This is a genomic window from Pseudomonas sp. B16(2017) (genome assembly GCF_002113205.1).
Taxonomy (GTDB): domain Bacteria; phylum Pseudomonadota; class Gammaproteobacteria; order Pseudomonadales; family Pseudomonadaceae; genus Aquipseudomonas; species Aquipseudomonas pharyngis.
This window is the reverse complement of the sequence record NZ_NEKA01000016.1, coordinates 19,233-42,111: the sequence shown is the minus strand read 5'-3', so window position 1 is coordinate 42,111 and position 22,879 is coordinate 19,233. Positions and strand designations below refer to the sequence as shown.

Genomic DNA, 22,879 nt, shown 5'->3' with positions numbered 1-22,879 from the left:
GTTTTTTGGTGAAAGCAAAAACGAGTGCTGAATGGCCTACAGACACTTAAGAGCCGCTTTATAACAAGGGCTCTAAAAAGCTGTCAAGGAAGCCCCCCAGGCAAAAGCGTATTAATGCGTGCTAATTCTTTCCTTAGAGTCAGACTCACGTTTTTCGTCCTTGGCAACTATCTCCGGAGCCACATCCGGCAAGGGCTCCGGCGCGTATTGCAGCGCAATTTGCAGGACCTCGTCAATCCATTTAACCGGTTTGATCTGCAGATCCTGCTTGATATTGTCAGGAATCTCCTTCAGATCGCGCACGTTCTCTTCCGGAATAATCACTGTCTTGATTCCGCCACGGTGAGCGGCCAGTAGTTTTTCCTTCAGACCGCCAATGGCGAGAACTTGACCACGCAGGGTGATCTCGCCGGTCATGGCGACATCGGCGCGCACAGGAATACCCGTCAAAGCCGACACCAGCGCAGTACACATGCCTACACCGGCGCTCGGGCCGTCTTTCGGCGTAGCACCTTCCGGCATGTGGATGTGCGTGTCGCGCTTCTCGTGGAAGTCCAGGGGGATACCCAGGCTCTTGGCACGGCTGCGCACAACGGTCAGGGCCGCAGTGATCGATTCGACCATTACGTCACCCAGCGAACCGGTCTTGATCAGCTGACCTTTACCCGGCACCACAGCGGCTTCGATGGTCAGCAGTTCGCCGCCCACCTGAGTCCAGGCCAGGCCGGTCACTTGACCAATCTGATCCTGCTGCTCGGCCAGACCGTAGCGGAACTTGCGAACGCCGAGGAAATGTTCCAGCAGATCAGCTGTCACTTTTACCGAGAAGCGTTTTTCCAGCGCGTGCTCTTTGACCGCCTTGCGGCAGACCTTGGCAATCTGCCGCTCGAGGCCACGCACACCGGCTTCGCGGGTGTAGTAACGAATGATGTCGCGGATCGCTTCTTCGTCGAATTCCAGCTCGCCCTTCTTCAGGCCGTTGGCTGCAACCTGCTTGGGCGACAGGTACTTGACCGCGATGTTGATCTTCTCGTCTTCGGTGTAGCCCGGCAGACGGATGACTTCCATCCGGTCCAGCAGCGCCGGTGGAATGTTCATCGAGTTCGAGGTGCACAGGAACATCACATCCGAGAGGTCGTAATCGACTTCCAGATAGTGGTCGTTGAAGTTGTGGTTCTGCTCAGGATCGAGCACTTCCAGCAACGCCGACGCCGGGTCGCCACGCATGTCGCTGCCCATTTTGTCGATTTCATCGAGCAGGAACAGCGGGTTGCGGACACCCACTTTTGTCATCTTTTGAATCAATCTTCCTGGCATCGAACCGATGTAGGTCCGACGATGACCACGGATTTCCGCTTCGTCACGCACGCCACCGAGGGCCATTCGCACGAATTTGCGGTTGGTGGCATGGGCGATCGACTCGGCCAGCGAGGTTTTACCCACGCCCGGAGGACCGACCAGGCACAACACCGGGCCACGGATTTTCTTCACGCGCTTCTGCACGGCGAGGTATTCAAGGATGCGTTCCTTGACCTCTTCGAGGCCGTAGTGATCGGCGTCGAGAATGTCTTCGGCACGGGCCAGGTCCAGACGTACCTTGCTCTGGGCCTTCCACGGCACTTGAACCAGCCAGTCGATGTACGAGCGCACCACAGTGGCTTCAGCGGACATCGGCGACATTTGCTTGAGCTTGTTCAGCTCGGCAGTGGCCTTGGCCAGCGCGTCTTTCGGCAGACCGGCAGCGTCGATGCGCTTTTTCAGGTCTTCAATTTCGTTGTGGCCTTCATCGCTGTCGCCGAGTTCTTTCTGAATGGCCTTCATCTGCTCATTCAGGTAGTACTCGCGCTGACTGCGCTCCATTTGCTTTTTGACGCGGCCACGAATGCGTTTTTCGACTTGCAGCAGGTCGATCTCGGCGTCCAGCAAGGCCAGAACGTGCTCGACCCGGGCCGACAAATCGATGATTTCGAGGATTTCCTGCTTCTGCTCGATCTTCAGCGCCATGTGCGCGGCCATGGTATCTACCAGGCGGCCAGGCTCGTCGATGCTGTTGAGCGACGACAGGACTTCAGCCGGGACTTTCTTGCCCAACTGCACATATTGTTCGAACTGCGACAACAGGCTGCGCACAAACACTTCGGATTCGCGCTCGGCGGCGTCGACCTCGTCGATCAGCGACACTTCGGCACGGCAGTGGCCATCGACTTCGCTGAAGCGCTCGACAGCGCCACGCTGCTCGCCTTCGACCAGAACCTTGACGGTGCCGTCCGGCAGTTTCAGCAGCTGCAGAACGGTGGCGATAGTACCTACGCGATAGAGAGCTTCTTCACCGGGATCATCGTCAGCCGGGTTTCTCTGGGCCAGCAGCAGGATCTGCTTGTCGCCCGTCATCGCGGCCTCGAGGGCTTCGATGGATTTCTCGCGCCCCACGAACAGCGGGATAACCATGTGCGGATACACAACGACATCACGCAATGGCAGGAGAGGCAATTCGATGGTGGTCTTCATGATTTCGCCTCTACGGCGGCCAGATGGCCGTAATCAGATGGAATTAAGCTTGAAACCAAGATGGGGGTTGCCTTGAAAAAAAACAAGCGCAAAGCGGATGTAAAAAACGACATAAAAAAAAGAGGCCCGAAGGCCCCTTCCTTGTTCCGGCAGGCCGGGCGCTTACGCGTCCGGTGCAGCCTTGGCAGCCGGCTCACTGTTTTCGTAGACATACAGTGGCTTGGACGTGCCTTCGATCACGCTTTCATCGATCACGACTTTGCTCACCTCGGACTGCGAGGGGATTTCATACATCGTGTCGAGCAGCACACCTTCGAGAATCGAACGCAGGCCACGGGCACCGGTTTTACGTTCCAGGGCACGCTTGGCGACCGATTTCAGCGCGTCGGACCGGAATTCCAGATCCACGCCTTCCATCTCGAACAGCTTGGCATACTGTTTGGTCAGGGCATTTTTCGGCTCGGTGAGAATCTGCATCAAAGCAGCCTCATCCAGCTCGTCCAGCGTCGCCAGGACCGGCAGACGACCGACGAATTCCGGGATCAGACCGAACTTGACCAGATCGTCAGGCTCGACTTCACGCAGGGATTCACCGACTTTCTTGCCTTCTTCCTTGCTGCGCACTTCTGCGTTGAAACCGATACCACCCTTGGTGGAACGGTTCTGAATGACCTTCTCCAGACCGGAGAATGCGCCACCGCAGATGAACAGGATGTTACGGGTATCAACCTGAAGGAATTCCTGCTGCGGATGCTTGCGGCCACCTTGTGGTGGTACGGAAGCGACCGTGCCTTCGATCAGCTTGAGCAAGGCCTGCTGCACGCCTTCACCGGAAACGTCCCGGGTGATCGACGGGTTGTCGGACTTGCGCGAAATCTTGTCGATTTCGTCGATGTAGACAATGCCCATCTGGGCTTTCTCTACGTCGTAATCGCACTTCTGCAGCAGCTTCTGAATGATGTTCTCGACGTCTTCACCCACGTAACCCGCCTCGGTGAGGGTGGTTGCGTCGGCGATGGTGAACGGAACGTTCAGCAAGCGGGCCAGGGTTTCGGCCAGCAGGGTTTTACCGGAGCCTGTCGGGCCGATCAGCAGGATGTTGCTCTTGCCGAGTTCGACGTCGTCAGCCTTTTTGTCACGCTGGTTCAGACGCTTGTAGTGGTTGTACACCGCTACTGCCAGAACCTTCTTGGCACGCTCCTGACCAATGACATATTGATCAAGGATGCCGCTGATTTCTTTAGGCGAAGGCAATTTATGCGCGCTGCTTTCGGCCTGTGCTTCCTGCACCTCCTCGCGGATGATGTCATTGCACAGGTCGACGCACTCGTCGCAGATAAAGACCGAGGGGCCGGCAATCAATTTGCGTACTTCATGCTGGCTTTTGCCACAGAAGGAGCAATAGAGCAGCTTGCCGTTGTCCTCGCCGTTGCGGGTGTCAGTCATTCGTTCGATCCAAATCCGATAGGCTTGCAACACAAGATGAAGGCTATTGCGGGCTTTTTCAAGCCCGCCGCTGATCAGACGCGCCGACCAAGCCTATTTTGAGCTGCTTATTTTTAAGCTGGGCGCTGGTTGATCACTTCGTCGATCAGACCATATTCCTTCGCAGCTTCTGCACTCATGAAGTTGTCGCGGTTGGTGTCGCGCTCGATTTCTTCAAGCGTACGGCCGCTGTGCTTGGCCATCAGCGTGTTCAGACGCTCGCGGATGAAGAGGATTTCCTTGGCATGGATTTCGATGTCCGATGCCTGACCCTGGAAACCGCCCAGTGGCTGGTGAATCATCACGCGCGAGTTCGGCAGGCAGAAACGCTTGCCAGGTGCACCGGCCGTCAGCAGGAATGCGCCCATGCTGCACGCCTGACCGATACAGGTAGTCGATACGTTTGGCTTGATGAACTGCATGGTGTCGTAGATCGACATGCCCGCTGTCACCGAACCGCCCGGGGAGTTGATATAAAGATGGATGTCCTTGTCCGGGTTTTCCGCTTCAAGGAACAGCAATTGCGCGCAAATCAGGTTGGCCATGTAGTCCTCTACCGGACCCACCAGAAAGATTACTCGTTCCTTGAGAAGACGCGAGTAGATGTCATAGGCGCGCTCGCCACGAGCAGATTGCTCGACAACCATCGGGACCAGGCCGCCGGCGGCCTGGATATCAGAGTTCTGCTGAATATAGGAATTACGGAACATGCTCTGCAGTCACTCCCAAATAGTCATGTCTTGAATACGCATAAGCCAGCTCGAAGGCTGGCTTATGGTGTGTGCTTCTAACGCAAAAACAATCAGTCGGCTTTTGGAGCTTCTACCGGCTTGACCGCTTCTTCGTAAGAGACCGATTTGTCGGTCACGCTAGCTTTCTGCAGAACAGTATCCACAACTTGTTCTTCCAGCACAACCGAACGAACTTCGTTCAGTTGCTGGTCGTTCTTGTAGTACCAGGACACGACCTGCTCAGGCTCCTGGTAAGCCGAAGCCATTTCCTGAATCATTTCGCGAACGCGGGCTTCGTCTGGCTTCAGGTCGAACTGCTTGACCACTTCAGCCACGATCAGACCCAGGACAACGCGACGCTTGGCTTGTTCTTCGAACAGCTCGGCCGGCAGTTGGTCTGGCTTGATGTTGCCGCCGAACTGCTGGACAGCCTGCACGCGCAGACGGTCAACTTCGTTGGACAGCAGAGCCTTAGGCACTTCGATCGGGTTGGTGGCCAGCAGACCGTCCATGACCTGATTCTTGACCTTGGATTTGATCGCCTGACGCAGTTCACGCTCCATGTTCTTGCGAACTTCGGTGCGGAAACCGTCGATGCCGCTTTCCTTGATGCCGAATTGAGCGAAGAACTCTTCGTTCAGCTCTGGCAGCTTTGGCTCGGAAACGGTGTTTACAGTCACAGTGAACTCGGCGGTTTTGCCAGCCAGGTCCAGGTTCTGATAGTCCTCTGGGAAGGTCAGGTTCAGAACGCGCTCTTCGCCGGCTTTAGCGCCGACCAGGCCTTCTTCGAAGCCAGGGATCATGCGGCCGGAACCCAGTACCAGCTGAGTGCCCTTGGCGGAACCGCCAGCGAACACTTCGCCGTCAACCTTGCCAACGAAATCGATGTTCAGCTGGTCTTCGTTCTGGGCAGCACGATCGGCCACTTCGAAACGGGTGTTCTGCTTGCGCAGGATGTCCAGCATCTTGTCCAGATCGGCGTCAGCCACGTCAGCGCTCAGGCGCTCAACGGTGATGCCTTCGAAGCCGGCAACGGTGAACTCAGGGAACACTTCGAATACGGCTACGTATTCCAGGTCCTTGCCAGCTTCGAGCGACTTAGGCTCGATCGACGGCGAACCGGCCGGGTTCAGCTTCTGCTCAACCACAGCTTCGTAGAAGGAGGACTGGATCACGTCGCCGATCGCTTCCTGGCGCGCATCAGCACCGAAACGGCGCTTGATTTCGCTCATTGGCACTTTGCCTGGACGGAAGCCAGCAATCTTGGCCTTTTGGGCAGTCTGCTGCAGACGCTTGTTGACCTGAGTCTCGATGCGCTCAGCCGGCACGGTGATGCTCATGCGGCGCTCAAGAGCAGTAGTATTTTCAACAGAAACTTGCATGGATATTCCTCGTTGCACAGACGTTAGCCGGCCGTTTCCGACCCAAGAATCAAGGGCAAGCATTCTAGTAGGTCAAACTCAAGAAGTCACCCTACTGAAAACGGGTAAAAAAACAGCAGGCCATTTGAAGACGGGGACAAACGGTTGCGCCTCGCCCTGTTAGCAAATACAGCCAATTCAAGCCAGGGCTCTGCGCCAACCTCTTCTATATATAGAGGCGGTTGAATCATCTCCCTGACAGCCAACCTCGCAAGCAAGGCCGGCGGACAGCGCAGCATCATCGAGCAACATTAATACGACGAAGCACCCTGCCCTGCGGCCCGAAACCTGCAGCCGCCGAAATCCGAAACCGTAAAACAAAAAAGGCGCCAGACTGTTAAATCTGGCGCCTTTCGGAATATGGGGTGGACGATGGGGATCGAACCCACGACAACGGGAGTCACAATCCCGTGCTCTACCAACTGAGCTACGCCCACCATATTGCGTGCCAAAGAAGCCAAACAACTTCTTTGTAGAACTTCACCCGGCCAATGGCATGAATGAAGCTTTGATTGGTGCGGATGAAGAGACTCGAACTCTTACGCCTCGCGGCGCTGGAACCTAAATCCAGTGTGTCTACCAATTCCACCACATCCGCAGATGAAGCTTTTAAAGCAAAGGCGCCAGACTGTTACATCTGGCGCCTTTCGAAATATGGGGTGGACGATGGGGATCGAACCCACGACAACGGGAGTCACAATCCCGTGCTCTACCAACTGAGCTACGCCCACCATATCGCGTTACTTGTGCCAATGCTACCTAATGGCGCACCCGGCAGGACTCGAACCTGCGACCATCCGCTTAGAAGGCGGATGCTCTATCCAGCTGAGCTACGGGCGCCTTGTTAGCTGTACCCTTGGAGGACTACAAACTAAGTGCTTTCCAGTCTCGCAAAACGTTGATTTCGCTCGACCTTCTTAACCAGTGCTAGGCTGTGCCCGACAAGTGCGACGAATAGTATAGAGCGACCTGAAGGTCGTCAAATCCTTTTTGAAAAAAATTCATTTAATTAAAGGGCTTAGGGGAATTTGCTGACCAAGCGCCTTTGCCCTCACCGTTTGACATGCGAGAATACGTTCTCTTTTTTTCCCCTCTCGATGGTTAATCACGCGCAATGACTGCACAACTAATCGACGGCAAATCGATCGCCGCCAGCCTGCGCCAGCAGATCGCCCAACGGGTTGCCGAACGTCGCCAGCAAGGTCTGCGCACGCCAGGCCTCGCGGTGATCCTGGTCGGCAGCGATCCTGCCTCTCAGGTTTATGTCTCGCACAAGCGTAAAGACTGTGAAGAGGTCGGCTTCCTCTCTCAAGCGTACGACCTGCCTTCCGAAACCACTCAAGAAGCGCTGACCGATCTGATCGATCGACTGAACGACGACCCGGCAATCGACGGCGTTCTGCTTCAACTTCCTCTGCCAGAGCACCTGGACGCCTCCAAATTGCTGGAACGCATCCGCCCGGACAAGGACGTCGACGGTTTCCATCCTTATAACGTCGGTCGTCTGGCCCAGCGTATTCCGCTGCTGCGCCCCTGCACCCCGAAGGGCATCATGACCCTGCTGGAAAGCACCGGTGCCGATCTGTACGGGATGGACGCAGTCGTTGTCGGCGCGTCCAACATCGTCGGTCGCCCGATGGCAATGGAACTGTTGCTGGCCGGTTGCACCGTGACCGTTACCCACCGCTTCACCAAGGATCTGGCCGGACACGTCGGCCGCGCAGACCTGGTGGTCGTGGCCGCCGGCAAGCCGGGCCTGGTCAAGGGCGAGTGGATCAAGGAAGGCGCGATCGTGATCGACGTCGGCATCAACCGCCAGGAAGACGGCAAACTGGTGGGTGATGTGGTCTACGAGACCGCCCTGCCCCGCGCCGGCTGGATCACTCCGGTACCCGGCGGCGTCGGCCCGATGACCCGTGCCTGCCTGCTGGAAAACACCCTCTACGCGGCAGAAACCCTGCACGCCTGAGTCGCGTTTTCCGCACTCCGAGAACCCCGCCTTGTGCGGGGTTTTTCATGCCCTCGAAAAAACCTTTACCGTTCGCCGGAAACCCCTATTTTTACAGGGCTTTTCACGACTTTTTCATGCCTTGCGGACAACCATCGACAGTTCTTCAACCATACTCCTACAATGCGTCGTTTTTACGACACAGGCCGTTACAAAGAACGGCATTTCCAACCTTCATGAGTTCGCCCGCGTGAATATTCGTCTGTCCATCCTGAGCCTGGTTTTTGCATTTTCAGGCACGCTCCTCACGCCAACGGTCAACGCCGCCGAAACCACCGCCGCCCCTCGAGACGCTTCGCAATTGAAGATTGCCTCCGGCAGCGCCCTGCTGATGGATCTGCAGACCAACAAAGTCATTTATTCCAGCAACCCGGACGTGGTGGTGCCCATCGCTTCCGTGAGCAAATTGATGACCGGTTTGGTAGTGGTCGAAGCGCACCAGAACATGGACGAATGGATTGACGTCGACATCAGCCACACGCCGGAAATGAAAGGCGTGTTTTCCCGCGTCAAGCTGCGCAGCGAACTGCCCCGCCGGGAGATGCTGCTGATTGCCCTGATGTCCTCGGAAAACCGCGCCGCCGCCAGCCTGGCTCACCACTATCCGGGCGGTTACGCGGCGTTCATCGCCGCGATGAACGCCAAGGCCAAGGCGCTGGGCATGACCAGCACACATTTTGTGGAGCCCACCGGCCTGTCCGAGCGCAACGTCTCCACCGCCCGCGACCTGAGCAAGTTACTGGTGGCCGCGCACAAACAGCCGCTGCTCATCGAGTTGACCACCACCAAGGAAAAGACCGTCTCGTTCCGCAAACCCAATTACACCTTGGGCTTCCGTAACACCGATCACCTGGTCAACAAGGCCGACTGGGATATCCGCATCACCAAGACCGGTTTTACCAACCCTGCCGGTCACTGTCTGGTGTTGGTGACCCGCATGGCCAACCGCCCGGTCGCCCTGGTGATTCTCGACGCGTTCGGCAAATACACTCACTTCGCCGATGCCAGCCGCATCCGCAGTTGGGTGGAAACCGGCAAGAGTGCCAACGTCCCCGCCGTGGCTCAGCAATACAAGGCCGACAAAAACCTCAAGAGTCGCCAGAGCGGCGTGATCGAAGCGTCCAAGTAATCCGTCCCCCCATGAAAAAGCCCCGAATCGTCGGGGCTTTTTCATTTATGCACTCAGTCGTTGGGCAACGGCATCTTGTCGTCATCGGGAATGCCATCACCAGCGCTCGGGTCGCGGGAATGCTCCGGCGTCACCACCGCCGGACGCGCCAGCGGATCGCGCAGCGGGCTCTCCGGATCCAGCACCGGATCGACTTCCGGCTCGGGGGTGGTTGGCACACTGTCAGGCTTGTGGTCATCGAAACTCGAATCGGTACTCATACGCACCTCGCTTCAAGGCTTGAGATCAGCCAAGGGATCGTAAGGCTTGGCCGGACGCTTGGGATCGTCGCCCGGCTGCACATCCTTCGGCGCCTTCGCCGGGCCAATGGGATCGACTTGCGGATCGTCCAGATCAGGCGAGTCCGGATCGAAGCCCAGGTCGTCGCCGCTCCCATGCTCGGAAGAATGCGGCCCGCTGGGTGAAGTTGGAATTGCCATGTTCGCCTCCTGAAACTGGCCCGTAAAACACGGGACGCTACAGTTCAGAAGCGCATCCTCCGCCAGGGTGCCCGACAGGCGACGAACGGAACCTCAATGCGCCGCCAGCGCCTTCCTCGCCTGCGCCGCTTCCCGCTCCTGCCCGGCTTGCGCCAGTGCGTCGGCAGCCTTGAGCCAGCGCTGTTGGTCGACCGCCGCCGGTATCTGCGTCGGCTTCTGGATCAACACTGCCCAGCCGCCGGATTTTTCCAGGGCCGACTCGAACGAGCTGAAGCTCATCAATTCACGGCGATTCATCCCGGCGCGCAGCAGCACCTTCTGCTTCAAGCGATCGTAGCCGGACAGGATCGCGTAACGCGGCTCCGCCCAAAACGCCGAACCCTCGCTGAAACGCACCATCACCGGATACCCGGCCGCCACCTGAGTCAGCAGCGCCGGGAGGTTGCTGTCCAGCGGATACACGACCATGCCGTATTCACGGGCAAGGTTCTGCAGATTCTGTTGCAATTTGTCCTCGGCGCCCGGCAAGCGCAGCGGTTTTTCCAGCAGACCCGGCGTGATCACGATGCCCTGCTGCGACAGCAGGCTGGCCAGCACTTGCGGCCCGCTTTGATAGGCCTCCCCGCGATAGAACGTACCGCTAAGCTCGACCCGCTCCGGCAGGCGCTTGACCTCCGGCGCCACACTGCCCGCACACCCCACCAATGCTGTCACGCAACCGGCCACCAGCAGCGCCGCGCGAATCCGGGAAAATAGCTGCACCATCATCACTCTCTTGATCAGTTACCGGTCATCGTGTTCCGGCTTGGTCGAGGATCATAGGACGGCGCCACGCTGCGGTATAGCCCAAAGCGGCAGATGCGTCGGCTGCATAGAGCGAACTGATTGGTCACCACCGACCTTTGGTCAATAGCCTGAAACACACCAGCGACTAGACTGTCATTCAGACAAGAGCCAAAGAAAGCGCGCCCGACGCAGGGCAAAGAGGAGGCACAGATGAGCCTGACCATGACCATCGTAATGCTGATTGCCGGCTGGCTGGCCGTTGCCGCCGCCATGCTGTGGGGCGTGTTGCGGATTTCCCGCCGCCATCACCACCCGGTACAACCCGCACCGACCAGGAAGATCGAGCAAAACGATGCCCGTCACGCCACCGCGCACTGATTTTCCGTAACCGACTCCAACAAAAAGGCCGCCTGGACTCTCGCAAGTTCAGGCGGCCTTTGGTTTTCCAGCGTTTACGCTTCGGCAGTCAGTTTCTTCTGCTTGGCGCGGCGCGACATCATGTTCAGCACTTCAATCGCAGCCGAGAACGCCATGGCGGCATACACATAACCTTTCGGTACGTGGGCGCCAAAGCCTTCGGCGATCAGCGTCATGCCGATCATGATCAGGAAGCCCAGAGCCAGCATGACCACCGTCGGGTTGTCGTTGATGAACTTGGCCAGCGGATCAGCCGCAAACAGCATCACCAGCACCGAGACCACAACCGCAATCACCATGATCGGCAAGTGTTCGGTCATGCCGACAGCGGTAATGATGCTGTCGATCGAGAACACCATGTCCAGCATCAGGATCTGCCCGATGGCGGCGGCGAAGCCCAGGGTCACCTTCGACGTCGCGGTCTTCGGATCTTCCGGTGCCGGGTCCATGCTGTGATGGATCTCGGTCGTCGCCTTCCACAACAGGAACAGGCCGCCGGCGATCAGGATCATGTCCTTCCAGGAGAACGCGTGGCCGAGGATCTCGATGACCGGCGCGGTCAATTGAACGATGAACGCAATGGTGCTCAACAGGGCCAGACGCATGATCAGCGCCATGCCGATCCCCAGACGACGAGCCTTCTGCCGGTACTGCTCGGGCAGCTTGTTGGTCAGGATCGAGATGAAGATCAGGTTATCGATGCCGAGCACGATTTCCATCACCACCAGTGTGGCCAAGGCAATCCATGCGGTCGGGCTGGAAGCGAGTTCTAACAGGTATTCCATGGGTCAGTCCTGACTCTGTGTAAGACGGTTTAGATTTCCTGGGAGGACGATTCGGATTTTTCTTCGTCGTCTTTCGGTTCTTTCTTGCTGATCAGATTGCCGGTGGCATCGCTGAGCGCCTGCTCGGCGGCTTTGTGCGTGTCATCGATGGCTTGCTTGGCCGCTTCAGCCGCCTGCCCCATCAGTTGCTGGGCGCTCTTTTCGGCCTGATCGCAACCGGCCAGTACCAGTAAAGACGCGATCAATAACGCCGTAGTTTTTAGTTTCATGATGCTTCCCTCGATAGAACAGACAGCGCCGTACAGGCCAGCCGTCGATGGCTGGGCATTCTAGGGAGACAAACACTTCAGGAAAATTCGTATTTTTAGCGGCTATACTTCGATTTATACGAACTGTATTGGACGGACCGAACCCCATGCTCAATTACCGACAACTGCACTACTTCTGGGTGGTGGCCAAGACCGGCAGCATCGTGCGCGCCTGTGAGCAACTGAACCTGACGTCGCAGACCATCAGCGGGCAGATTTCCTTGCTCGAACAGACCTATGGCATCGAATTGTTTCAACGGGTCGGACGGCAATTGGAACTCACCGAGGCCGGGCGTCAGACCCTGCCCTACGCCGAGCAGATGTTCCAGCTCGGCGGCGAGCTGGAGCTGATGCTGCGCGCCCAGCCCAATGAACAGCAGATCCTGTTTCGGGTCGGCGTGGCGGACGTGGTGCCCAAATCCATCGTCTATCGCCTGATCGCGCCGACCATGGAGTTGAGCGAACCGCTGCGCATCACCTGCCGCGAAGACAAGCTCGAGCGCCTGCTGGCGGATCTGGCAATCCAGCGCCTGGACCTGGTGATCTCCGACAGCCCGATGCCCTCGCACCTGGACATCAAGGGCTACAGCCAGAAGCTAGGCGAATGCGGGATCAGTTTCTTTGCCACCGCCGAACTGGCCGCGCAATACGGTCAGGATTTTCCCCGCAGCCTGCACGGTGCGCCGCTGTTGATCCCCGGCGCGGAAACCGTGGTGCGCAGCCGTTTACAGCGCTGGTTCGCCGAGCAGCAGATTCAGCCGAGGATTGTCGGGGAGTTCGATGACAGCGCCCTGATGCAGGCGTTCGGCCAGTCCGGCAGCGGGATTTTCATCGGCCCGAGCGTGATTGCCGATGAGGTGAAGCGCCAGTACGGCGTCGAGTTGATCGGCCAGACCGATGCGGTGAGCGAGTCGTTCTACGCGATCTCGGTGGAGCGCAAGGTCAAGCACCCCGGCATCAAAGCGATTACCGAAGGTGCCCGACGCGAGCTGTTTACAGCCTTTTAAGCCGGCGCGCAGACGTCGCGCGGCTTGAGCACCATCAGCACCATGGCGAGGAAAATCGACAGCAGGATGAACCCGGCGGCGGCGAAACCCACAAAGCCCAGACCGGCGCTGTCGATCACCCGACCACCAATGATCGCGCCCAGGCCGATCCCGAGGTTGGCCCCGGCAATGTTCAGCGACGCGGCGAAGGCCGGCGCCTCAGGTGCGGCTTTCATCAAGCGCACATGGCTGACCAGAAACAGCGCCGCTTGCGTCACGCCCCAGATGCCCATCGCCGCCGCCAGACCCAGCGACGAATTGATATTCGGCACCAGCGCCACCATCCCCGGAATCATGAACGCGCAGAACATCACCGAAGCCATCAGTGGATGGCGATCCACCGCACGACCGCCCAGCGAGTTGCCGATCAGACCGACCGCGCCAAAGCCCATCAGGCACCAGCCGACCACGGTGCCATTGAAGCCGGCCAGCCTTTCGAGAATATCCGCCAGATAGGTGTAGGCGGTGAACATGCCGCTGAACACCAGGATCGACAGCAACACATGGCCGAGCATCAACGGGCTGCGCAGGATCTTGAACTGCGAGGCGAAACTGACCTGATGCTGGTGCAGGCTGGTTTTCGGCAGATAGACAAACAGCAGCAGCGCCTTGGCAAACGCGATCACCGCCAGAATGGCGAACGCGCTGCGCCAGCCGAACGCATCGGAAATCAGCGTACCGACCGGAATGCCGAACACGGTGGCGCAGACAATGCCGAAGCCGATCTTGGCGATCGCGCGACCGGCGAAGTCCGGGCCGACGATGTCCACCGCCGTTTCACTGGCCAGCGCCCAGAACACCGGCAGCCCCAGCGCCGGGATCAGCCGGGCAATCGCCATGACCCAGATGTTCGGCGCCAACGCCGCCACGGTATTGGCCAGGCCAAACATGATCAGGATGGTGATGAACAGTTTGCGGCGCTCGAAACGGGCGAAATACGCGGTCAGAAAAGGACCGAACATCGCTACGGTGAAAGCGAACAGCGTCACCAGCAACCCGGCTTGCGGGATGGTGACGGCCAGGTCGCGGGCAATCGCCGGCAGCAGGCCGACGATGACGAACTCCGTGGTCAGCACCGTAAACCCGGCGGCGGACAACAGAAGGATGGGCAACAGCATGAGGAACTCCAGCAAAACGACGACACCAGCGTTGACCCGAGGGCCCGCTGGCAGAACTTGAAAATAAGGATGCGCAATCTTAACAGAGTGTTTCCCGAGTGACTTGCACAAACCTGTCTAAGTTGTAGAGGGATCCGGTGGCAGATCGTCACAGGCCTGAAGGAATCGGACGACCCTGTGATAAAGTCCGCGCCCTGCAAAACGTACACCCTATTCAACCACCCGTTTAACGGTGTGGCTGGCGCGTCAGTCCTTTCGGTTTGTGTCCGTGGCCTGCCCCCGATCAATCGCCCGGATCACGCAACCTTGCACCCTATAAAAAACAGAGATGCCGTTCATGACCGCTTCATCCCCTTCTCTATTGCAACGTCTTAAAAGCCTCAGCCTGGTCACCCAGATCCTGATCGGCCTGATTGCCGGCATCGCCCTCGCGCTGTTCGCGCCGGAAGCGGCCAAAGGCACGGCCTTCATCGGCAAAGTATTCGTCTCGGCCCTGAAAGCCGTGGCGCCGATCCTGGTGTTCGTGCTGGTCATGGCCTCGATCGCCAACCACAAGCACGGCCAGGAAACCCACATCCGGCCGATCCTGTTCCTTTACTTGCTGGGCACCTTCGCCGCTGCCGTGGTCGCGGTGATTGCCAGCATGATGTTCCCGTCGCATCTGGTGCTGTCCACCGACAACATCGCGGTGAGCGCGCCGGGCGGCATCAGTGAAGTGCTGCAAAGCCTGTTGCTGAGCGTGGTCGACAACCCGGTGAGCGCACTGATGAACGCCAACTTCATCGGCATTCTGGCCTGGGCCATCGGCATGGGCGTGGCGATCCGGCACGCCGGCGACACCACCCGCGAAGTGCTGGGTGATCTGTCCAACGGCGTGACGCTGATTGTCCGGGTGGTGATTCGCTTCGCACCGCTGGGCATTTTCGGTCTGGTAGCGTCGACCCTGGCCACCTCCGGGTTTGGCGCATTGATCGGTTATGCGCACCTGCTGGCGGTACTGCTCGGCTGCATGCTGTTCGTCGCGCTGGTGATGAACCCGCTGATCGTGTTCTGGAAGCTGCGCCGCAACCCGTACCCGCTGACGCTCCAGTGCCTGCGTGAAAGCGGCATCACTGCGTTTTTCACCCGCAGCTCGGCGGCGAACATTCCGGTCAATCTGGAACTGAGCAAGCGCCTGGGCCTGCATGAAGACACCTACTCGGTATCGATCCCGCTCGGCGCCACCATCAACATGGCCGGCGCGGCGATCACCATCACCGTGCTGACCCTCGCCGCCGTGCACACCTTGGGCATTGCCGTGGACATCCCGACCGCGATCCTGCTCAGCGTCGTCGCTGCGATCTGCGCCTGCGGTGCCTCGGGCGTGGCCGGTGGTTCGCTGCTGTTGATCCCGCTGGCGTGCAGCCTGTTCGGCATCCCGAGCGAAATCGCCATGCAGGTGGTGGCCGTCGGTTTCATCATCGGCGTGCTGCAGGATTCGGCCGAAACGGCGCTGAACTCCTCCACCGACGTGCTGTTCACCGCCGCCGCGTGCCTGGGCGAAGAGCAGAAAGCCCAGCGCCCGGCGTAAAAAACCGGCGCAACAAAAAGCCCGCCAAGGCGCAAACCTTGGCGGGCTTTTTGTTGCAGAACGTTTTAGAACGCGCCCATGTAATCGCGCTTGCCCACTTCCACACCGTTGTGACGCAGCAGTGCGTAGGTGGTGGTGACGTGGAAGAAGAACTGCGGCAGACCGTAGCTCAGCAGATAAGCCTGGCCGCTGAAGCGCTTCTCTTTCGGGGTGCCTGGACGGGTCACGATCTCGATGCCTTCCTTGCCATTGATCTGCTCTGGCTTGATCTCGCCGATGAAGGCCAGAACCTTGGCGATCAGCGCTTGCAGCTCGGCGAAGGTGGTTTCGGTGTCGTCATATTTCGGGATTTCGATTTCGGCCAGACGCGAGGAAACGCCTTTGGCGAAGTCCACGGCGATCTGCACCTGACGCACCAGCGGGAACATGTCCGGGTACAGACGCGCTTGCAGGAAGGCGTTCGGGTCGATGTTTTTCTCGGTGGCGTGGGCTTCAGCCTTTTTCAGCACATCGCTCACGGCGTTGAGCATTTGTTGAAAAACCGGGACGGATGCGGCGTACAGGGAAATGGTCATGGCAGTCTCACGTGGTGGCTGGGTGAATCGTGGGGGCGATTATAGCCATGCTCGCATGGCGGCGCGGCTTGTCTTTTATCCAGCAAGGATTAGGCTAGGCGCCTTCGACTGCAGAGGGAACGCGCGATGACCACAGAATTTGAAACCCGCTCCGACGAACCACGGCTCAACGCCACGGAAATCCGCATTCTGGGCTCGTTGATCGAGAAACAGGCTACCAGCCCGGAAACCTACCCGTTGACCCTCAACGCACTGGTGCTGGCCTGCAACCAGAAAACCAGCCGGGAGCCAGTGATGAACCTGACCCAGGGCCAGGTCGGCCAGAGCCTGCGCGCCCTCGAAAGCCGCGGCTTCACCAAACTGGTGATGGGCAGCCGCGCCGACCGCTGGGAGCACAAGGTCGACAAGGCACTGGAGCTGGTGCCGGCGCAATTGATCCTGACCGGGCTGATGTTCCTGCGCGGCCCGCAGACCGTCAACGAACTGCTGACCCGCAGCGGTCGCATGCATGAGTTTGAAGACGCCGAACAAGTGGTGCATCAGCTGGAACGCCTGATCGCCCGGGAGCTGGCGGTGTTGATTCCACGTCAGGCCGGCCAGCGCGAAGATCGTTATACCCACGCGCTGGGCGATCCGGCGGACATCGAGGCGATTATCGCGGCGCGGCAGAACCCGAGTGATCGCGGGGCTGCCAGCGGTGTGTCAGTGGAGCGCATCGAAGAGCTGGAAGCGCGGATTGCGGCGCTGGAAGAGCGTCTGGCCCGTCTCGAAGAATAAGTGCACCGGGGACGGTGTTATTCGCCGTCCCAGTAATCCACCCCGTCCGCCTGCCGCGCCACCGCCACGAAGCCCGAGGCATTGCCTTCGGCATCGACGCTGAAGTTGTCCATCACCGCGTATTTGTTGGAATCCGGGTACTCGCAGATTTCCGGTTGCTGCTGGGTGCTGACCGCCAGATAGCGCAGTTCCGCAGCACTGCTGTTGATGATCTGGTGCGCTGCTTCCGGGCCGCCCGGCGGGCAGGCGATCACGTCGCCGGCCCGGATCGGGAAACGTTCGGCGCCGAGGCGCACTTCCCCTTCCCCGGCCACCACGTAAAACATTTCCTCATTGACCCGATGACTGTGAAACGGACTGCCGCGCATGCCTGGCGGCAATGCATACAGCCGATAACCGAGTTTCTGCGCGCCAAGTTGCTGGCCGACCCGGGCGAACTTCTGCTGATAACGCCCGGCAGTTTCGCCCTCGGGGGCCAATGATTCGGGGAGTGGTTCGAGTTCGACGTCATTCAGGTTGAGAATGGGCGGATGCATGCAAACCTCGGCTTTTTTGTGATGGGCAAGTCTGTGCTTGCCGAGCCGGCAGTATAGGCAAACTGTTCGGATCAAAAACCATGTCGCGGCCTTCGCGAGCAAGCCCGCTCCCACAGGGGAAATGCATTTCAATGTGGGAGCGGGCTTGCTCGCGAAAAGGCCCGGTCAGGCACCGCACGACCCAAGCTCTTTAGCTGCGGGCAAACGCCACCGCCGCATCGAACTGCTCGACCGTCGGCCGCACGCCGGTGTACAGCACGAACTGCTCCAGCGCCTGGATCGCGATCACTTCCAGCCCGGTGATCACCTTTTTACCTTCGGCACGACCGCGCACGATCAGCGGGGTTTCCGAGGGGATCGCCACCACATCGAACACGGTGTCGGCAGACTTGATCACATCCACCTCAAACGACAGTTGACCCGCTTCCGGGCCACCGTCCATGCCGACAGGGGTCACGTTGATCAGCATCTGCGGGCGCTCGTCGCCCAGTTCCGCCTGCCAGCGATACCCCAGGGAGTCCGCCAGCGCACGCCCGGCGCGTTCGTTGCGGGCGACGATCAAACCGTTTTTGTAACCGCCATCGCGCAAGGCACTGGCCACAGCCTTGGCCATGCCGCCGCTGCCGCGCAGGGCGAAAGTCGAGTCCTTCGGCACCGCGTGGGTTTCCAGCAACTGGGCGATGGCGATGTAATCGGTGTTGTAGGCCTTGAGATGGCCGTTGGTGTTGACGATGGTGTTGATCGACTGGATCGCCGCCGCCGAGGCGTCCAGTTCATCAACCAGCGCAATGCTCGCTTCCTTGAACGGCATCGACACGCCGCAACCGCGAATCCCCAGCGCGCGGATCCCGCCGACCGCACCGGGCAGGTCCTGGCTGCTGAACGCCTTATAGTAGAAATTCAGGCCCAGTTGTTCATACAAATGGTTATGAAACCGCAGACCGAAATTCCCGGGACGCCCAGACAGGGACATGCACAATTGGGTGTCTTTGTTGGGGTTCATCTGCATGGGAGGCTCCTTCGAATGCACTTTCGGATGGACGGGATTAGCCAGGCCATCGGGTTCTGAACGATGATTAGGCGGTCTGTTCCGGGCATCACAGTCGATGCCGCAAGCTCGGTAAACAAACCGGTACAGACCTTACACAAAATTTACCCAGCGGCCGTGCTGTTTTTCAAAATGTTGCTGTCTTAGAAGTATCCCCGCGCCATTCCGGGCCTGTTGCAGGTTCGGACGCCGGGTCGAAGAACCGAGGAATTATCATGATTCGTAAACTCCCCATCGTGGCCTTGTTGATTGGTGCATTCGCGATCACGGGTCAGGCAGAAGCCCACGGCGGTGGCTGGCAGGGCCCGGCGGTATTTGGTGCGATCGTCGGCTCGGCCATCATCGGCTCGGCGCTCATCAACCAGGATCGCCCGGTGTATGTCCAACAGCCTGTTTACGCTCAACCGGCTCCGGTCTACGTGCAGCAACCGCCGCCACCGGTTTATTACCAGCCGGCCCCGGTCTATGTGCAGCAACCGGTCTACGTCCAACCGGCCCCGGTGTATTACGGCCCGCCGCGTGGTTATTACGGCCGGCCACACTACTACGGTGGCCCGCGCTGGTAACCGGCACACAAGGGCCCCGCTTGTTAGCGGGGCTTTTTATTGCGCGCATATTATTGCCGGCGGAAAAGCCAACCGTCCGTCGGCCAAGGTCTGAAAAAATCTCGCCAAGGTCGCTGTGGGGACAGTTTGAACCGTTAAAGTCGGCATGATGGACTCGACCGTCGGGGGCAACACACAAACGGTCATCTATTTGTCATGACGGAACCGCACTCTGAATCCGTCCGCAAACAACAGGTTGATAACAACAAGGACGACTTGAATGCCTACACAGAATCCGCACCGCATCGTCGGTTTATGCACCTCGAGCAAGGTCTACAACGCTCTGACCGAACTCAAGCACCTGGAAGGCCACCGCACGGCGAAGTTTCTCTCGTTGCTGGCAGAAAACCTGGTGCGTAAGGGTTTTCTCAACGAACACGAGATCGTGCACATGCTCGATCAAGTGGTGGATTGAGCCAGCCCTCAGCGGCGTCAATGACCACTATCGAAAGCGTTGATTGTCCCTGAAACGGCCAATTCCCTAAGGTAGCTCCACAGATTGATGGAGGTACTTTTCATGGCTCAGGTTCAAATCATGTCCGTTGTCGGCAGCGCCGTTCCCGCATCGCTCAGAGAGCTGGGGCTGCTCGCCTGCTGGTATCTGGTGCGCGACGGCGAGCCGGTCAGCGGCCCGCTCACGTCCTTGCCGGCGGCTCAAGCGCTGTCGCAACAACTGCTCAGCGGCCCGTTCAAGGCTTAAGGCAGCTGCACTTTCGGTTTGCTTTCGATGAACAGCGCCCAGCTCGACATGAACAGGGCCGCGATCAGCGGCCCGATCACAAAGCCGTTCAGCCCGAACACCGCCAATCCGCCCAGGGTCGAGATCAGGATCATGTAGTCCGGCATCCGTGTGTCCTTGCCCACCAGGATCGGGCGCAGCAGGTTGTCCACCAGACCGATCACGAACACCCCGAACAGCCCCAGCACCACGCCCTGCCAGATCATCCCGCTGAGCAGGAAGTAAACCGCGACCGGCACCCAGACAATCCCCGCGCCCACCGCCGGCAGCAACGACAGAAACGCCATCAATACCGCCCAGAGCAACGCACTGGGAATGTCGAGAAACCAGAAAATCGCCCCGCCCAGCGCACCCTGCGTGATCGCCACCAGCAGATTGCCCTTCACCGTGGCGCGTACCACGCGATTGAATTTCAACTGCAAGCGACGCTTGTGATGCTCCTCCAGCGGTATCGCTGTGCGCACTTTGCGCGCCAGTTCGGCGCCGTCGCGCAGGAAGAAAAACAGCAAGTACAGCATGATGAAAAAACTCACCACGAACTCGAACGTGCCCTGGCCGAAACTGAACGCCTGACTCGCCAGCGCCTGACTGCCCTGCATGGCGGTCTTGACGATCTTCTCGCGCAAGGCATTGAGCTCGCCCATGCCGAAGCGGTCGAGCAGATGCTGAAAGTAAGGCGGCAGGCTGTGCTTGAACTGCGCCAGATAAGCGCCGATATCGAGCTTGCCGCTTTCGATATTGTCGTAGAGCGTCGCCCCTTCCTGCACCAGCAGTACACTGAGGACGATCACCGGCAAGATCGCAATCACCAGGCAGATGCTCAAGGTACACAGTGATGTGAGGTTGCGTTGCCAGCCGAATTTCAGTTGCAACTGGCGCTGCATCGGTGCGAACAGGATGCCGAGGATCACCGCCCAGAACACCGCACCGTAGAACGGCAGCAGGATCCAGATGAAGGCGACCGTCACCAGAAACAACAGCACGGTGAGGGATTTGAATTGCAGACTCTTTTGGTTCATGTCCGGTCCAGGTCAGTCAGGCGCCACCCGCGCCCGTCCCGTTTAGTCAGCCAGCGTCAGCGCGAGTGCCCTGTTTCTTCATTGAGCATAGATCCAGATCATTAAACCCTCGGCGCAACTGCTCTACCCTGCCGCGCTTTTGCGACCGACGCCGCCATGACGACCTCCTTCACCCCCGAACTGCTCGCCCCCGCCGGCACCCTGAAAAACATGCGTTATGCCTTCGCCTACGGGGCCGATGCGGTGTACGCCGGCCAGCCACGCTACAGCCTGCGGGTGCGCAACAACGAGTTCGATCATGCCAACCTGGCGCTTGGCATTCGCGAAGCCCAGGCCCAGGGCAAGCGCTTCTACGTGGTGGTCAACATCGCGCCGCACAACGCCAAACTGAAGACCTTCCTCAAGGACCTGGCGCCGGTGATCGAGATGGCGCCGGACGCGCTGATCATGTCCGACCCCGGCCTGATCATGCTGGTGCGCCGCCACTTCCCGCAGATGCCGATCCACCTCTCGGTGCAGGCCAACACGGTGAACTGGGCGAGTGTCGAATTCTGGCAACAGCAGGGCTTGAGTCGGATCATCCTGTCCCGTGAATTGTCGCTGGAAGAGATCGGCGAAATCCGCGAGCAAGTGCCCGGCATGGAACTGGAAGTGTTCGTCCATGGCGCGCTGTGCATGGCCTATTCCGGCCGCTGCCTGCTCTCGGGTTACATGAACAAACGCGACGCCAATCAGGGCACCTGCACCAACGCCTGCCGTTGGAAATACTCGGCGCAGGAGGCCAGCGAAAACCAGCTCGGCGAAATCGTGCAGACCTTCGAACCGCAACCGACCCTCGGCCTCGGCGCTCCCACCGATCAGGTGTTCCTGTTGCAGGAAGCCAACCGACCCGGCGAGCTGATGCCGGCCTTCGAAGACGAGCACGGCACCTACATCATGAATGCCAAGGACCTGCGCGCCGTGCAGCACGTCGAGCGCCTGACCCGCATGGGCGTGCACTCACTGAAGATCGAAGGCCGGACCAAATCGCACTTCTATTGCGCGCGCACCACCCAGGTCTATCGCCGGGCCATTGACGATGCGGTGGCCGGCCGCGAATTCGACCGCAGCCTGATGACCGATCTGGAATCCCTCGCCCAGCGCGGCTACACCGAAGGCTTCCTGCGCCGGCACGTGCATGACGAATACCAGAACTATCAGAACGGCAGCTCGGTGTCGGAGCGTCAGCAGTTCGTGGGTGAACTGACCGGCGAGCGCCGGGATCGTCTGGCCGAGGTCAAGGTTAAGAACCGATTTGCGCTGGGCGATCATCTGGAACTGATGACGCCCAAGGGCAATTTCCATTTTGATCTGCATGAACTGCAGAACCTCAAGGGCGAAGCCATCGACGTGGCGCCGGGGGACGGGCACACGGTGTATCTGCCGATTCCGGATGCGGTGGATTTGCGCTTCGGCTTGTTGATGCGCGATCTCGGCGCTGTTTAAAAGCATCAAAAAAACCCGGCAATCAGCCGGGTTTTGTTCAGCGCCTGTCATCGGACAGCGGTGTCGGCTCGTCAGCCGGCGGTATGTCTTCATCGGACGACGGATCCTTCCAGTCTTCCGGCCGGTCGGCATCGCTCAACGGGTCGCGCCCGGGCATGACGCCCGGCGGCATCTCGTGATCGGCCAGAGTCGGCTCATCCGTACCGGGGACTTTGCCGGTAGGGTCGGTTGGGGCCGTGCCTCCCTGAAACAGCGTATCGTCAGCCATGATTGCACCTCAGAGCATGAGGCCCGGAAGATCCGG

General features: G+C 59.2%; 25 protein-coding genes and 4 tRNA genes. 10 read left to right on the top strand and 19 right to left on the bottom strand.

Features of this window, described 5'->3' with window-relative positions:
- Positions 1 to 111 precede the first annotated feature (111 nt).
- The 8 genes from lon to CAG25_RS23475 all read right to left on the bottom strand — a co-directional run bounded on the left by lon (position 112) and on the right by CAG25_RS23475 (position 6,985).
- Positions 112 to 2,508, bottom strand: a complete 2,397-nt coding sequence (lon, locus tag CAG25_RS23510; protein ID WP_039767614.1) for an endopeptidase La — start codon at positions 2,506 to 2,508, stop codon at positions 112 to 114.
- A gap of 162 nt (positions 2,509 to 2,670) precedes the next feature.
- Entirely contained in the window at positions 2,671 to 3,954 is a 1,284-nt protein-coding gene (clpX, locus tag CAG25_RS23505; protein WP_064597867.1) for an ATP-dependent Clp protease ATP-binding subunit ClpX, read from the bottom strand.
- Between the two features lie 113 nt (positions 3,955 to 4,067).
- Positions 4,068 to 4,703 (bottom strand): ATP-dependent Clp endopeptidase proteolytic subunit ClpP, encoded by a 636-nt coding sequence (clpP, locus tag CAG25_RS23500; protein WP_007951559.1) that lies wholly within the window; start codon positions 4,701 to 4,703, stop codon positions 4,068 to 4,070.
- Between the two features lie 92 nt (positions 4,704 to 4,795).
- Complete coding sequence (tig, locus tag CAG25_RS23495) at positions 4,796 to 6,106, bottom strand: trigger factor (RefSeq protein ID WP_064597869.1); 1,311 nt, start codon at positions 6,104 to 6,106, stop codon at positions 4,796 to 4,798.
- 400 nt (positions 6,107 to 6,506) lie between these two features.
- Positions 6,507 to 6,582 (bottom strand) — tRNA-His (locus CAG25_RS23490).
- A gap of 76 nt (positions 6,583 to 6,658) precedes the next feature.
- Positions 6,659 to 6,743 (bottom strand) — tRNA-Leu (locus tag CAG25_RS23485).
- 57 nt (positions 6,744 to 6,800) lie between these two features.
- Positions 6,801 to 6,876: transfer RNA gene (locus CAG25_RS23480), tRNA-His, on the bottom strand.
- Positions 6,877 to 6,908: 32 nt separating this feature from the next.
- Positions 6,909 to 6,985 (bottom strand) — tRNA-Arg (locus CAG25_RS23475).
- A 274-nt stretch (positions 6,986 to 7,259) separates the two neighbouring features.
- Between CAG25_RS23475 and folD the strand changes: the two genes are divergently transcribed.
- Positions 7,260 to 8,114 (top strand): bifunctional methylenetetrahydrofolate dehydrogenase/methenyltetrahydrofolate cyclohydrolase FolD, encoded by an 855-nt coding sequence (folD, locus tag CAG25_RS23470; RefSeq protein WP_011335038.1) that lies wholly within the window; start codon positions 7,260 to 7,262, stop codon positions 8,112 to 8,114.
- A 229-nt stretch (positions 8,115 to 8,343) separates the two neighbouring features.
- Complete coding sequence (pbpG, locus tag CAG25_RS23465; RefSeq protein ID WP_011335039.1) at positions 8,344 to 9,282, top strand: D-alanyl-D-alanine endopeptidase; 939 nt, start codon at positions 8,344 to 8,346, stop codon at positions 9,280 to 9,282.
- Between the two features lie 53 nt (positions 9,283 to 9,335).
- On the opposite strand, the gene CAG25_RS23460 is transcribed toward pbpG, so the two are convergent.
- The 3 genes from CAG25_RS23460 to CAG25_RS23450 form a co-directional block, all read right to left on the bottom strand.
- The gene (locus tag CAG25_RS23460) at positions 9,336 to 9,542 is read right to left on the bottom strand and encodes a hypothetical protein (RefSeq protein WP_007951563.1); all 207 of its coding nucleotides are present in this window, start codon (positions 9,540 to 9,542) and stop codon (positions 9,336 to 9,338) included.
- Between the two features lie 12 nt (positions 9,543 to 9,554).
- A complete protein-coding gene (locus tag CAG25_RS23455; RefSeq protein ID WP_041475356.1) occupies positions 9,555 to 9,761 on the bottom strand; it encodes a DUF6021 family protein in 207 nt (68 codons plus the stop codon).
- A 93-nt stretch (positions 9,762 to 9,854) separates the two neighbouring features.
- Positions 9,855 to 10,526: a peptidase C39 family protein gene (locus CAG25_RS23450; RefSeq protein WP_085612720.1), complete on the bottom strand. Its 672-nt coding sequence runs from the start codon at positions 10,524 to 10,526 to the stop codon at positions 9,855 to 9,857.
- Positions 10,527 to 10,757: 231 nt separating this feature from the next.
- Between CAG25_RS23450 and CAG25_RS28695 the strand changes: the two genes are divergently transcribed.
- Positions 10,758 to 10,925, top strand: coding sequence for a hypothetical protein (locus CAG25_RS28695; protein ID WP_178076488.1), 168 nt, complete (start codon positions 10,758 to 10,760; stop codon positions 10,923 to 10,925).
- Positions 10,926 to 10,999: 74 nt separating this feature from the next.
- Here the strand turns inward: CAG25_RS28695 and CAG25_RS23445 are convergent, their stop codons facing one another.
- Positions 11,000 to 11,749 (bottom strand): TerC family protein, encoded by a 750-nt coding sequence (locus tag CAG25_RS23445; RefSeq protein WP_039767626.1) that lies wholly within the window; start codon positions 11,747 to 11,749, stop codon positions 11,000 to 11,002.
- A gap of 29 nt (positions 11,750 to 11,778) precedes the next feature.
- Positions 11,779 to 12,018, bottom strand: coding sequence for a hypothetical protein (locus CAG25_RS23440; RefSeq protein ID WP_039767627.1), 240 nt, complete (start codon positions 12,016 to 12,018; stop codon positions 11,779 to 11,781).
- 146 nt (positions 12,019 to 12,164) lie between these two features.
- On the opposite strand from CAG25_RS23440, the gene nhaR reads away from it, so the two are divergent.
- Complete coding sequence (nhaR, locus tag CAG25_RS23435; protein WP_085612721.1) at positions 12,165 to 13,064, top strand: transcriptional activator NhaR; 900 nt, start codon at positions 12,165 to 12,167, stop codon at positions 13,062 to 13,064.
- On the opposite strand, the gene CAG25_RS23430 is transcribed toward nhaR, so the two are convergent.
- The gene (locus CAG25_RS23430; protein ID WP_007951570.1) at positions 13,061 to 14,221 is read right to left on the bottom strand and encodes an MFS transporter; all 1,161 of its coding nucleotides are present in this window, start codon (positions 14,219 to 14,221) and stop codon (positions 13,061 to 13,063) included. The genes nhaR and CAG25_RS23430 overlap by 4 nt on opposite strands.
- 337 nt (positions 14,222 to 14,558) lie before the next feature.
- On the opposite strand from CAG25_RS23430, the gene sstT reads away from it, so the two are divergent.
- Positions 14,559 to 15,791, top strand: coding sequence for a serine/threonine transporter SstT (gene sstT, locus CAG25_RS23425; RefSeq protein ID WP_064600897.1), 1,233 nt, complete (start codon positions 14,559 to 14,561; stop codon positions 15,789 to 15,791).
- A gap of 65 nt (positions 15,792 to 15,856) precedes the next feature.
- Here sstT and CAG25_RS23420 read toward each other — a convergent pair whose 3' ends face one another.
- Positions 15,857 to 16,366, bottom strand: coding sequence for a DUF1993 family protein (locus CAG25_RS23420; RefSeq protein WP_007951572.1), 510 nt, complete (start codon positions 16,364 to 16,366; stop codon positions 15,857 to 15,859).
- 126 nt (positions 16,367 to 16,492) lie between these two features.
- On the opposite strand from CAG25_RS23420, the gene CAG25_RS23415 reads away from it, so the two are divergent.
- Positions 16,493 to 17,143 (top strand): YceH family protein, encoded by a 651-nt coding sequence (locus CAG25_RS23415; RefSeq protein WP_085612722.1) that lies wholly within the window; start codon positions 16,493 to 16,495, stop codon positions 17,141 to 17,143.
- Between the two features lie 17 nt (positions 17,144 to 17,160).
- Here CAG25_RS23415 and CAG25_RS23410 read toward each other — a convergent pair whose 3' ends face one another.
- Positions 17,161 to 17,679, bottom strand: a complete 519-nt coding sequence (locus CAG25_RS23410) for a cupin domain-containing protein (RefSeq protein WP_085612723.1) — start codon at positions 17,677 to 17,679, stop codon at positions 17,161 to 17,163.
- Positions 17,680 to 17,869: 190 nt separating this feature from the next.
- Positions 17,870 to 18,688, bottom strand: coding sequence for a shikimate 5-dehydrogenase (locus tag CAG25_RS23405; protein WP_064597881.1), 819 nt, complete (start codon positions 18,686 to 18,688; stop codon positions 17,870 to 17,872).
- A gap of 254 nt (positions 18,689 to 18,942) precedes the next feature.
- Between CAG25_RS23405 and CAG25_RS23400 the strand changes: the two genes are divergently transcribed.
- The 3 genes from CAG25_RS23400 (at position 18,943) to CAG25_RS23390 (ending at position 20,032) form a co-directional block, all read left to right on the top strand.
- On the top strand, positions 18,943 to 19,293 hold the full coding sequence (locus CAG25_RS23400; RefSeq protein ID WP_007951578.1) for a hypothetical protein: 351 nt from the start codon (positions 18,943 to 18,945) through the stop codon (positions 19,291 to 19,293).
- A gap of 259 nt (positions 19,294 to 19,552) precedes the next feature.
- Entirely contained in the window at positions 19,553 to 19,747 is a 195-nt protein-coding gene (locus tag CAG25_RS23395; RefSeq protein ID WP_007951579.1) for a hypothetical protein, read from the top strand.
- Positions 19,748 to 19,849: 102 nt separating this feature from the next.
- Positions 19,850 to 20,032 (top strand): hypothetical protein, encoded by a 183-nt coding sequence (locus CAG25_RS23390; protein ID WP_064597883.1) that lies wholly within the window; start codon positions 19,850 to 19,852, stop codon positions 20,030 to 20,032.
- On the opposite strand, the gene CAG25_RS23385 is transcribed toward CAG25_RS23390, so the two are convergent.
- Positions 20,029 to 21,090: an AI-2E family transporter gene (locus CAG25_RS23385; protein WP_039767635.1), complete on the bottom strand. Its 1,062-nt coding sequence runs from the start codon at positions 21,088 to 21,090 to the stop codon at positions 20,029 to 20,031. The genes CAG25_RS23390 and CAG25_RS23385 overlap by 4 nt on opposite strands.
- Positions 21,091 to 21,246: 156 nt before the next feature.
- On the opposite strand from CAG25_RS23385, the gene yegQ reads away from it, so the two are divergent.
- On the top strand, positions 21,247 to 22,575 hold the full coding sequence (gene yegQ / locus CAG25_RS23380) for a tRNA 5-hydroxyuridine modification protein YegQ (protein ID WP_064597885.1): 1,329 nt from the start codon (positions 21,247 to 21,249) through the stop codon (positions 22,573 to 22,575).
- Between the two features lie 37 nt (positions 22,576 to 22,612).
- On the opposite strand, the gene CAG25_RS23375 is transcribed toward yegQ, so the two are convergent.
- Entirely contained in the window at positions 22,613 to 22,843 is a 231-nt protein-coding gene (locus tag CAG25_RS23375) for a hypothetical protein (RefSeq protein WP_085612724.1), read from the bottom strand.
- Between the last annotated feature and the right edge of the window lie 36 nt (positions 22,844 to 22,879).

Bases quoted from the DNA above. Each gene is read 5' to 3' on its own strand.
- CAG25_RS23385 (WP_039767635.1), bottom strand. From the start codon at position 21,090: ATGAACCAAAAGAGTCTGCAATTCAAATCCCTCACCGTGCTGTTGTTT.
- CAG25_RS28695 (WP_178076488.1), top strand. From the start codon at position 10,758: ATGAGCCTGACCATGACCATCGTAATGCTGATTGCCGGCTGGCTGGCC.
- folD (WP_011335038.1), top strand. From the start codon at position 7,260: ATGACTGCACAACTAATCGACGGCAAATCGATCGCCGCCAGCCTGCGC.
- CAG25_RS23405 (WP_064597881.1), bottom strand. From the start codon at position 18,688: ATGCAGATGAACCCCAACAAAGACACCCAATTGTGCATGTCCCTGTCT.
- CAG25_RS23420 (WP_007951572.1), bottom strand. From the start codon at position 16,366: ATGACCATTTCCCTGTACGCCGCATCCGTCCCGGTTTTTCAACAAATG.
- CAG25_RS23410 (WP_085612723.1), bottom strand. From the start codon at position 17,679: ATGCATCCGCCCATTCTCAACCTGAATGACGTCGAACTCGAACCACTC.
- CAG25_RS23440 (WP_039767627.1), bottom strand. From the start codon at position 12,018: ATGAAACTAAAAACTACGGCGTTATTGATCGCGTCTTTACTGGTACTG.
- CAG25_RS23430 (WP_007951570.1), bottom strand. From the start codon at position 14,221: ATGCTGTTGCCCATCCTTCTGTTGTCCGCCGCCGGGTTTACGGTGCTG.
- CAG25_RS23455 (WP_041475356.1), bottom strand. From the start codon at position 9,761: ATGGCAATTCCAACTTCACCCAGCGGGCCGCATTCTTCCGAGCATGGG.
- CAG25_RS23415 (WP_085612722.1), top strand. From the start codon at position 16,493: ATGACCACAGAATTTGAAACCCGCTCCGACGAACCACGGCTCAACGCC.
- tig (WP_064597869.1), bottom strand. From the start codon at position 6,106: ATGCAAGTTTCTGTTGAAAATACTACTGCTCTTGAGCGCCGCATGAGC.
- CAG25_RS23375 (WP_085612724.1), bottom strand. From the start codon at position 22,843: ATGGCTGACGATACGCTGTTTCAGGGAGGCACGGCCCCAACCGACCCT.
- CAG25_RS23450 (WP_085612720.1), bottom strand. From the start codon at position 10,526: ATGGTGCAGCTATTTTCCCGGATTCGCGCGGCGCTGCTGGTGGCCGGT.
- CAG25_RS23445 (WP_039767626.1), bottom strand. From the start codon at position 11,749: ATGGAATACCTGTTAGAACTCGCTTCCAGCCCGACCGCATGGATTGCC.
- CAG25_RS23390 (WP_064597883.1), top strand. From the start codon at position 19,850: ATGGCTCAGGTTCAAATCATGTCCGTTGTCGGCAGCGCCGTTCCCGCA.
- yegQ (WP_064597885.1), top strand. From the start codon at position 21,247: ATGACGACCTCCTTCACCCCCGAACTGCTCGCCCCCGCCGGCACCCTG.
- nhaR (WP_085612721.1), top strand. From the start codon at position 12,165: ATGCTCAATTACCGACAACTGCACTACTTCTGGGTGGTGGCCAAGACC.
- sstT (WP_064600897.1), top strand. From the start codon at position 14,559: ATGACCGCTTCATCCCCTTCTCTATTGCAACGTCTTAAAAGCCTCAGC.
- clpP (WP_007951559.1), bottom strand. From the start codon at position 4,703: ATGTTCCGTAATTCCTATATTCAGCAGAACTCTGATATCCAGGCCGCC.
- CAG25_RS23460 (WP_007951563.1), bottom strand. From the start codon at position 9,542: ATGAGTACCGATTCGAGTTTCGATGACCACAAGCCTGACAGTGTGCCA.
- CAG25_RS23395 (WP_007951579.1), top strand. From the start codon at position 19,553: ATGCCTACACAGAATCCGCACCGCATCGTCGGTTTATGCACCTCGAGC.
- clpX (WP_064597867.1), bottom strand. From the start codon at position 3,954: ATGACTGACACCCGCAACGGCGAGGACAACGGCAAGCTGCTCTATTGC.
- CAG25_RS23400 (WP_007951578.1), top strand. From the start codon at position 18,943: ATGATTCGTAAACTCCCCATCGTGGCCTTGTTGATTGGTGCATTCGCG.
- lon (WP_039767614.1), bottom strand. From the start codon at position 2,508: ATGAAGACCACCATCGAATTGCCTCTCCTGCCATTGCGTGATGTCGTT.